Origin of the sequence: Halomonas sp. G15 (assembly GCF_021282295.1) — a bacterium.
Taxonomy (GTDB): domain Bacteria; phylum Pseudomonadota; class Gammaproteobacteria; order Pseudomonadales; family Halomonadaceae; genus Halomonas; species Halomonas alimentaria.
Genome location: NZ_JAJSPA010000043.1, coordinates 20,061 through 29,312, shown reverse-complemented (window position 1 = coordinate 29,312; position 9,252 = coordinate 20,061). Strand labels below are relative to the sequence as shown.

The 9,252-nt window shown below is 69.4% G+C and carries 10 protein-coding genes; 9 read left to right on the top strand and 1 reads right to left on the bottom strand.

Annotation, left to right across the window (positions count from 1 at the left end; all coding sequences use genetic code 11):
• The 6 genes from LWH48_RS15645 to LWH48_RS15620 form a co-directional block, all read left to right on the top strand.
• The coding region (locus tag LWH48_RS15645; RefSeq protein ID WP_332875633.1) for a DNA polymerase III subunit gamma/tau C-terminal domain-containing protein at positions 1–723 on the top strand (723 nt) is incomplete at its 5' end.
• Positions 724–743: 20 nt separating this feature from the next.
• The gene (locus LWH48_RS15640) at positions 744–1,073 is read left to right on the top strand and encodes a YbaB/EbfC family nucleoid-associated protein (protein ID WP_161432671.1); all 330 of its coding nucleotides are present in this window, start codon (positions 744–746) and stop codon (positions 1,071–1,073) included.
• A 2-nt stretch (positions 1,074–1,075) separates the two neighbouring features.
• Positions 1,076–1,681, top strand: a complete 606-nt coding sequence (gene recR, locus LWH48_RS15635) for a recombination mediator RecR (RefSeq protein WP_232913273.1) — start codon at positions 1,076–1,078, stop codon at positions 1,679–1,681.
• Positions 1,682–1,728: 47 nt separating this feature from the next.
• Positions 1,729–2,853 carry a ribonuclease D gene (gene rnd, locus LWH48_RS15630; protein WP_232913272.1) on the top strand — a complete coding sequence of 375 codons (1,125 nt, stop codon included), beginning with the start codon at positions 1,729–1,731 and terminating at the stop codon, positions 2,851–2,853.
• On the top strand, positions 2,853–3,164 hold the full coding sequence (locus LWH48_RS15625) for a YcgL domain-containing protein (RefSeq protein WP_232913271.1): 312 nt from the start codon (positions 2,853–2,855) through the stop codon (positions 3,162–3,164). The genes rnd and LWH48_RS15625 overlap by 1 nt, the downstream gene beginning before the upstream one ends.
• A gap of 249 nt (positions 3,165–3,413) precedes the next feature.
• Positions 3,414–3,860 carry a YcgN family cysteine cluster protein gene (locus LWH48_RS15620; RefSeq protein WP_205743544.1) on the top strand — a complete coding sequence of 149 codons (447 nt, stop codon included), beginning with the start codon at positions 3,414–3,416 and terminating at the stop codon, positions 3,858–3,860.
• Between the two features lie 44 nt (positions 3,861–3,904).
• On the opposite strand, the gene LWH48_RS15615 is transcribed toward LWH48_RS15620, so the two are convergent.
• A complete protein-coding gene (locus LWH48_RS15615; protein ID WP_232913270.1) occupies positions 3,905–5,992 on the bottom strand; it encodes a S9 family peptidase in 2,088 nt (695 codons plus the stop codon).
• 45 nt (positions 5,993–6,037) lie between these two features.
• Here LWH48_RS15615 and LWH48_RS15610 point away from each other — a divergent pair, with 45 nt between their 5' ends.
• From LWH48_RS15610 to LWH48_RS15600, 3 genes are read left to right on the top strand one after another with little or no spacing between them, the layout of a single operon-like run.
• Complete coding sequence (locus LWH48_RS15610) at positions 6,038–6,466, top strand: hypothetical protein (protein ID WP_232913269.1); 429 nt, start codon at positions 6,038–6,040, stop codon at positions 6,464–6,466.
• 38 nt (positions 6,467–6,504) lie between these two features.
• Positions 6,505–8,340 (top strand): VWA domain-containing protein, encoded by a 1,836-nt coding sequence (locus LWH48_RS15605; protein WP_232913268.1) that lies wholly within the window; start codon positions 6,505–6,507, stop codon positions 8,338–8,340.
• Positions 8,333–9,136: a class II glutamine amidotransferase gene (locus LWH48_RS15600; protein ID WP_161432678.1), complete on the top strand. Its 804-nt coding sequence runs from the start codon at positions 8,333–8,335 to the stop codon at positions 9,134–9,136. Before LWH48_RS15605 ends, LWH48_RS15600 begins: the two co-directional genes overlap by 8 nt.
• Positions 9,137–9,252 lie beyond the last annotated feature (116 nt).

Genomic DNA, 9,252 nt, shown 5'->3' with positions numbered 1-9,252 from the left:
GAGCCGGCTCCCGAATCGCGCTCCCGGGAACCGTCGCCGCCGAGCGAGCCTCCCGCCGAGCCGGTCGCGCCGCCGCCCTGGGTCGAGGCCGACCCGGCACCCGAGTCGGGCCCGGCAACATCATCGCCGCCAGAGCCAGAGCCAGAGCCAGAGCCAGAGCCTGCGGCATCCCGGCCGCCAACGCCGCCTGTCGACGCGGCACCGCTCGAGCCCTCTGCAGCCGTCGAGGATACCCCACCACCTGACTCCTCATCGGCCGATCAGGCCGCCGCCCCCGATGCCGCGGAACCCGAGCCGGCGGCGGTGTCAAACGCAGCGGATGGTCGCTTCAGCCACGCCGACTGGCTGGCCGGCTTCGAGGCGCTGGGCCTGGGTGGCCTGACCCGCAACCTGGCCGCCGGCTGTGTGGTGGAGGAGGATGACGGCGAGCGGCTGAAGCTGCGCCTCGACCCGACCCTCTCCGCCATGCGCGCCGAGATCCATATCGAGCGCATGCAGCAGGCCCTGGCCGAGCACGGCGTCCCGCGTCGGCTGGTGGTCGAGGAGGGAGAGATTCCGTCGAGCCTCGAGACTCCCCGCCAGCAGGCCGAACGTCTGGCGGCCCAGCGTCATGCCGCCGCGGTTGAGGCGCTGGGGAGCGACCCCCATGTACTGCAACTTCAGCAGGCCTTCGGCGCCCGGCTGATCGAGTCCACGGTGAAACCCGCCGGCGACCTACATTAGACGACCAGAGAGGACACACCATGTTCAACAAGGGTGGAATGGGCAACATCATGAAGCAGGCCCAGGAGATGCAGGAGAAGATGCAGCGCGTCCAGGAGGAGGTCGCCCGCGCCGAGGTGCTGGGCGAGGCGGGCGCGGGCATGGTCAAGGTGACCATGAATGGCCGCCACGATGTCAGCAAGGTGGATATCGACCAGAGCGTCATGGAGGAGGACAAGGAACTGCTCGAGGACCTGCTGGCCGCCGCGGTGAATGATGCCGTGCGCAAGGTCGAGGCCAACTCCAAGGCCAAGATGGAAGAGGCGACCGCTGGCCTTAATCTGCCGCCCGGTTTCAAGATGCCGTTCTGACGATGAGCTTTTCACCCCTCATCGAGAAGTTGATGGAGTCGCTGCGGGTGCTGCCCGGCGTGGGGCCCAAGACCGCCCAGCGCATGGCCATGCACCTGCTGGAGCGCGACCGCGACGGTGGGCGGCGCCTGGCCGCGGTGCTCGAGGATGCCCTGGAGCGCGTCGGCTACTGCCGGCGCTGTCGCACCCTCACCGAGGATGAGGTATGCGCGTTGTGCGAGAGCACCCGTCGTGACGATGGCCTGCTCTGCGTGGTGGAGTCGCCCGCAGACCAGCTCGCCATCGAGGAGGCCGGCGGTTATCGCGGCCGCTACTTCGTGCTGCACGGCCATCTCTCGCCCCTCGACGGCATCGGCCCCGAGGACCTGGGCCTCGACGCCCTCGTGTCGCGGGTCGCCGAGGAGGGGGTCGAGGAGGTGATACTCGCTACCAACCCCACGGTCGAGGGGGAGGCCACCGCCCACTATATTGCCGCCCAGCTCACGGCCCACGGCGTACGCCTGTCGCGCCTCGCCTATGGCGTGCCCATGGGTGGCGAGCTGGAGTATGTCGACGGTGGCACCCTGAGTCGTGCCTTCAATGGCCGCCTGCCGTTCCGAGGCGACTGAGCCCACGCCGGCTCGCCTCGTTCCCTTTCAACACTGCCGGAACCCCGATGCCCCTGACCCCCGAGATTCACTGGATCGATACCCCCGAGGCCCTGGATGCCGCCTGCCAGGCGGTGGCCGACGCCGATGTCATCGCCCTGGATACCGAGTTCTTCCGCGAGAACACCTTCTACCCGGTGCCGGCGCTGATCCAGTTCTCCGCCGGAGGCCCGGCCTGGCTGGTCGACCCCCAGGCCGTGGCCTGCACCGATGCCTTCCGCCGCCTGCTGGCCGAGGGCCCGCTCAAGCTGCTTCACGCCGCCAGCGAGGACCTGGAAGTCTTCACGCGCTGGGCCGGGGTGACACCGCGTCCGCTGGTGGATACCCAGGTCGCCCAGGGGCTGCTCGGCGACAATCCCGCCATGGGCTACCAGAAGTTGGTGGAGCACTGGGTCGGCGAGAGCCTGCCCAAGGACGAGACCCGCTCCGACTGGCTGGTGCGCCCGCTCTCCGAGACACAGCGCCAGTACGCCGCCCTGGATGTGGTCTACCTGGTGCAGGTGTGGGAGCAGCAGTGCCGCGAGCTCGAGCGCCTGGGGCGCCGCGACTGGCTGGAGGCCGACGGCGAGGCGATGCTGGCCCAGGCCGAGCGCAGCGTGGCCGCCGACGGCCAGTGGTACCTGCGCCAGCGCCAGCTGTGGCGCCTGGCGCCACGCCAGATCGAGGCCTACCGGCGACTGACCACCTGGCGCGAAGGCGAGGCACGTGCCCGCAACCTGCCGCGGGGCTGGCTGGTTCACGACCGTGTGCTGTTCGCCATCGCCGAGGCGATGCCGGAGAACCGCTTCGAGCTATCGCGGCTCGAGGACGTCAAGCCGAGCCTGGTCAAGCGCGACGGCGATACCCTGCTGGCCCTGGTAGCCGAGGCGCGGCATTGCGACGCGGCCGAGTTGCCCGGCGAGCTGCCGTCACCCATGGAGCCCGAGTTCAAGCGCGGCATCAAGGCGCTGAAGAAGGTGGTCAATGCCGAGGCCGAGGCGCTTGGGCTGGCCCCGGAGGTGCTGTTGCGTCGCCGCGACCTGGAAGCCCTGCTGACCGCCCACCTGGAGGGAGAAGCCCTGCCCTTGCCACAGGGCTGGCGCGGCGAACGCCTGAATGCGGGCCTGGTGAAGGCCCTGGAGGAGCTAGCGTGATGAATGACGACCGCCTATCCGGCAACCGGCTGCTGTGCCAGGTGTTCAAGAGTCCGCTCAAGGAGGAGATGTATCTCTACGTCGACAAGCGCGAGGGCGTGGAGCGCGTGCCCGAGCCGCTGCTTGCGCGCTTCGGCAAGCCGCAGCCGGCCATGACGCTGATCCTCAGCCCCGAGAAGCGGCTGGGCCGTGCCCGCGCCGACGAGGTGATGCAGGCGATCCGCGACAAGGGGTTCTACCTGCAGATGCCCCCCGCCAAGGAGGAGTACCTACTGGATCTCTACCGCACCCCCACCGAGGCGCGGTACTGATTTATCGCGCCCGACGCCGCGCGAAACCCGCTTTATAGTGCCCGGCGCCGCGCGAAGCTCGCTTTATCGCGCCCGACGCTGCGGGAACCCCTCTTAACCCAGGGGCGCCGGGGGCAGGCCGAAGAGGAGGTCCTACGCCAGGGAAGGCGTCGGTAGCGTACAGGGAGGTATTCACAGCGCCTCCTCGCAGGCCTGTCACCGGGTCAGCCCCGATATGCCTGCTCTTCAGCAGGATGACTGGAAGGTGCCATGCGAGAACGTTTCTGGGAGCAGTATCCCCTCGAGGAGCTCACCGCCGAGGAGTGGGAGGCGCTCTGCGACGGCTGCGGCCAGTGCTGCCTGCTCAAGTTCCAGGATGACGAGACCGGCGAACTGGCGGTGCTCAACCTGGCCTGCGAGCTGCTGGATATCCACAGCTGCCGCTGCAGCGACTATCCCAATCGTCTGGCGCGGGTGCCGGAGTGCACCCAGCTGACGCCGGAGCGGGTAGACGAGTTTCGCTGGCTGCCCCGCTCCTGCGCCTACCGTCGGGTCGCCGAGGGGCGCAAGCTGGCCGCCTGGCATCCGCTGCTCAGCGGCGATCCCGAGCGAGTCCATCGCAAGGGCGTCAGCGTGCGCAGCTTCGCCGTCTCCAGCCGCGGGGTCCCCGAGGAGCACTACGAGGACCACATCATCGCGGTGATACCCATCGATTGATTGTCCGGGGGGGCAGCCCTCGGCTCCCCCCGTTGCGCAGCAGGCTAGGCTTCGAGATGCACCACGCCCAGCGCCCAGAGGATATAGGCGTCCTGGCGGGCGCCGTCGTGCCATGCCTTGAAACGACCCGAGGCACCGCCGTGGCCGGCGGCCATGTCGGTGCGCAGCAGCACCGGCCCGCGTGCGCTTCCCAGTTCGGTAAGCCGCGCATAGAGCTTGGCCGGCTCCCAGTAGGGCACCCGGGTGTCGTGCCAACTGCCCTGCAGGAACAGCGTGGGGTAGGGGGCCTTGGCGAGGTTGTCCAGCGGTGAGTAGGCGCCGATGCGCCGCCGGGCATCGGGGTCGTCGGGGTTGCCCCACTCGGTGTATTCGGCGGTGGTCAGCGGCAGGTCGGGGTTCTCCATGGTGCGCAGCACGTCCACGAAGGGCACGTCGAGCACTGCCGCACAGAAGGCCTCCGGTGCCAGGTTGAGGCTGGCACCCACCAGCAGGCCGCCGGCGCTGGCGCCGTAGGCCGCGATGCGCTCGCCGTTGCCGATGCCGTGCTCCACCAGGGCGTCGCGTGCGGCCAGGAAGTCGCGGAAGCTGTTGGCCTTGTGCTCGAGCTTGCCGGCCAGGTACCAGGGCTCGCCACGGTCGCCACCGCCTCGCACGTGGGCCACGGCAAAGGCCACGCCGCGGGAGAGCAGCTCCAGGCGGGCCACCGAGAACCAGGGATCCAGCACCTCGCCGTAGGCGCCGTAGCCATAGAGCAGGGTCGGCAACGGGTGGCCGACCAGGTCGGCGCGCATCACCACCGAGACCGGGATGCGCTCGCCGTCGTGGGAGGTCGCCCAGAGCCGCTCGCAGGCGAGCTGCTCGGGTGTGAGGTCGCCGTGGATCGGCTGCTGCTTGAGCAGGCGGCGCGCCCCGCTGTCCAGGTCGTGCTCGATCCAGCTGACCGGCAGCACGAAGGACTCCTCGCGCAGGCGTAGGCGGCGGCTGTCGAAGTGGGGCTCGTCGCCCAGCGCCAGGCTGCAGGGCGTCTCCGGCAGCGGCAGGCGTTCGTCCCGGGTGACGGCGTGGTCGGGGTCGAACTCCATGACCCTCAGGTGCACCTGGGCCTCGTCATGGTCGCGCTCGGTGATCACCAGCCCCCAGCTGAAGGCGTCGACGCCCTCCAGGGTATGGCTGTCGCGGTGGGCGATCAGCGGTTGCCAGCGTTCGGCGTCGGCGCCGCTGTCGAGGCGCGACTCCGCCAGCCGGTCGAGGCGGAAATGGGTCGCGCCGCGGTTGTGCAGCAGGTAGAAGTGGCCGGGGCGATGGTCCAGGGCGAGTTCCACGCCGCTCTCCCGTGGACGGAAGCAGCGTGGTGGCGTGGCCGGGGCATGGGCCGGTATCAGGTGGCACTCGCTGGTGTCCTTGGAGGCGCTCTCCAGCACCAGCCACTCCCGGGAGCGGGTCTTGCCCAGGCCCAGCCAGAACTCCGGGTCCTCCTCGCGCAGCACCAGCACGGGTTCGTCCGCCTCGCCCTCGGTCAGCCCCAGGCGCCATACGCTCTCGGGGCGCTGGGTGGCGTCGTAGCGGGTAAACAGCAGGGTGGCATCGTCCTCGGCCCAGCTCAGCTCGGCGCCGATGCCCTCCAGCAGGCGCACGGGGTCGCCGTCGGGGAGTCGGGCCAGGAAGAGGTCGAACATCTCGTCGCCGGTGGTGTCCTCGGTCCAGGCCAGCCAGCGCTCGTCAGGCGACAGGGCCATGTCGCCTAGCTCGAGGAAGTCGTGGGCCGCGGCGCGGGCCTCCAGGTCGAGGAAGGGCGTGGCGCGGTCGGGCTTGCCATTGGGGTGGCGCCACCACACCGGATAGTCGGCATCGGCGGCGGTCTCGCTCCAGTAAGTATAGTGGTCCAGCGGCGTGCGCAGGCCGTGGACGGCGAGCTCGCGACGCGCCAGGTGGCCGTGGTAGAGGCGCTCGACGAGGTCCTCCAGCGGGGCAAACCAGGCATCGCACTCGGCGTTGGCGGCCTCCAGGAAGCCGGTTACCTCCGGGTCCTCGCGCGCCTCCAGCCAGTGCCACTCGGGGTCGTCCGGACGACGTAAGCGAGAAACCGGTGAGGAAAGGGGGCGGTCGGGGTGCTGCGGCGGCTGTGCTTTCATGGCGCGGGATGTACCATACTCGAATGAGAGAAAAGTGAGGTGGCAATGCCTATTACCGAATCGATGAGCCTACTATGGCTGAGCTACGGCGTATTGTCGCTGGTGGTATTGCTCACAGGCTACCTGGGGCTGGCCTTCCTGCCGCGACTGCTGCGGCTGCCGATCACCTGGCTGGTGGCGGGTGTGATGTGGATGCCGGCGCGCTTCCGCCTGCCGCTGCTCGAGGAGGGGGATTTCTATACCGGCCTCGCGCCCGCGGTGGTCGTGGCGACGGTGGCCTTCCTGGAACGCAATGCCGAGGCGTTGATGCCGGCCCTGACCCTGACGCTGCTGGGCGCGGGGCTGGGGGCTGTCTTCGGGATTCTGCTGTGGTGGCTCGGCAGGCGGCGTGACGGGGCGCAAGTCAGGCAGGAGCCCGCGGATGATGCCGACGATCGGCGTGGTGCCGAGCGCCGGGAGCCGGTGATCGGCTAGGGGTGTTCGACCAGGGGTGATTGAATAAGGAGGCCAGGATGGCCAGCAGAGCCCGGGGCTTGGCAGGACGACGCATCGGCGGCTGGCTGGTGCTTGTCTGCCTGTGTGCGCTGCTGGCCCCTGCCGCATTGGCACAGGCGGTAGAGAGCCGGCCGGAAGTGCGCGTGATCATCGACGTCTCCGGCAGCATGCGCACCAATGACCCCGAGCGGCTCAGCGCCAGCGCCCTGGAACTGCTGGTCTCGCTGCTGCCCGAGGGAACCACCGCCGGCGTGTGGACCTTCGGCGAGACCGTGGCCAACCCCCTGCCTCGGGGTGAGGTGGATGGCGACTGGCGCGCCGACGCCCGCCAGCTGCGTCCGCGCCTCGCCGGCGTGCAGCCCTATACCGATATCGAGAGCGCGGTGCGCCGCGCCGCGGCCCCCGAGGCGGACGGCTGGCGTCATCTGGTACTTCTTACCGATGGGGTGATCGACCTGTCGACCTCCCGCGGCGCCAAGCCCGAGGTGGATGACGCCTCGCGCCGGCGACTGCTCGAAGAGCTGGCGCCGGGCCTGGCCGACGAGGGAGTGGTGGTTCACGCCATCGCCTTCTCCGACCAGGCCGACATGGCGCTGGTCGAATCGCTTTCGCGCACGACCGGTGGTCTGCCGGCCCTGGTGGCCTCTCCCGAGAGCCTGCTGGGTGCCTTCCTGGATATCGTCGAACGCATCTTCCCCGCCGACAGCATCCCCCTGGAGAACGGGCAATTTCGCATCGAGCCGGGCATCGAGTCCTTCTCGGCGCTGCTCTTCCACGAGCCCGGCGCCGAGCCGCTGGTACTGGTGGGCCCGGACGGCAGCGAGTATCGCGCCGCCACTCCGCCCCCGGGCGGTCGCTGGCAGGTGGAGCCGCGCTTCGACCTGCTGCGGGTGCCCGAGCCCAGCCCCGGCGAGTGGCGTGTCGAGGGCGAGATCACCGACGAGAGTCGCATCGGGGTCGCCTCGGCGCTGGCCCTGCGTACGGGCAAGTTGCCGGCCACGGCCTTCCTGGGCTTCCCGCTGTCGGTGGAGGCGTGGCTTGCGCGCAATGGTCTGCCCTTCGATGGCGAACTCGAGGAGCTCGCGCTGCGCGCCGAACTCATCGCCGACGGCGGTGAGGTGCAGTCGGCGACGACCCTTGCGCGTGACGGTGGGCGCTTCCGCGGAGTGCTGCGGCCTCCTTCGCTGCCCGGCACCGCCAGCCTGGTCATCAGCGCCGAGGCCGAGGGCTTTGTCCGACAGCGCGTCCAGGCGATCAACCTGCTGGCCCCCTTGGTGGCAAGCCATGAGCCCGAGTCGCAGCGGGTGGTAATGGCGGCGCGCCACCCCGAGCTGGGGCACGCCAACACCCGCCTCTGGGCCGAGCTCGCCGGTGATCGCCTCGCCGTCGAACCGCTGGGCGAGCGGCGCTGGACGATCGCGCTCCCCGAGCTGGACGACAGCGTCAGTCGTCCGCTGCTGCTGGGTGCCGAGGTGGAGCTGGAGGGCGAGACCCATGCGCTGCGCCTGCCACGCCTGTTGCTGTTTGCCGAGTCGGCCACCGGCCTCGATCTCGCCGCCGCGGATGGCGAGCTCTCCTCGGAGCGTTTCCATCAGGACCTCACCACCGGGCGCGGCGCCGACGAGGCGTCCGGTGGTACCGTGGAACGCCTCGTCGCTACCCTCAATGAACTGATTGCGGCCGGCATCCAGCGCTGGCGCACGAGCTGGCTGCCGCACCTCGCGGCACTGGCCGCTCGGCCGCTGGCCTGGGCCGTGGCCGCAGGCCTGCTGCTGGTGGCACTGCTGCTGTTCATGCTGCGTGGACGCCGCCGCCAGCGACACCGCGCCCATCGGGAGGACCCCCATGTGTGAACTGCTGGGCATGAGTGCCAACGTGCCGACCGACATCTGCTTCAGCTTTACCGGTTTCCTGCATCGCGGTGGAGGCACCGGACCGCATCGCGACGGCTGGGGCATCGCTTTCTACGAGGAGGGCGGCTATCGCGACTTCCGCGACCCGCACCCCTCGGTGCGCTCGCCCATCGCCCGGTTGATCTGCGACTACCCGATCAAGTCGCATATCGTGATCAGCCATATCCGCCAGGCCAATGTCGGCCAGGTTCGCCTGGCCAATACCCACCCCTTCGTGCGCGAGATGTGGGGCCAGCCCTGGTGCTATGCCCACAATGGCCAACTCGCCGGCTGGCAATCGCTGCCGCTGACCTTCTACCGGCCGGTGGGTGACACCGACAGCGAGCACGCCTTCTGCTGGTTGCTCGGCGAGCTGCGCCAGCGTTTTCCTGAGCGTCCGGAAAGTGCCGAGCAGCGTGAGGGCCTGTGGCGGCTGCTGCACCAGCTCTGCGAGCGGCTGCGGGGCCTGGGCGTGTTCAACCTGCTGTTGGCCGACGGTGACTACCTCTACACCTTCTGCTCGACGAAGCTGGCGCATATCACCCGGCGAGCCCCCTTCGGCAGGGCCAGCCTCTCCGACGCCGAGCTGACGGTGAATTTCGCCGAGCACACCACTACCCACGACATTGTCTCGGTGATCGCCACCGAGCCGCTGACCGACAACGAGGCGTGGGAGCGCATGGTGCCCGGTGAGCTGCTGGTGTGGCGCGACGGCCAGATCTGCGCGCGCTTCGGCAGTCACCAGGCGTCGGCATAGTTGCCGGCGAGCGCTGCAAACGGTAGTTTGAATCGATCGTTTTACAGCGCTCCAGGCGCGGTAGTAAGGTAGCCACGGGAAAACAACAAGCGTCGATGGCGCATCGGCGATATTGC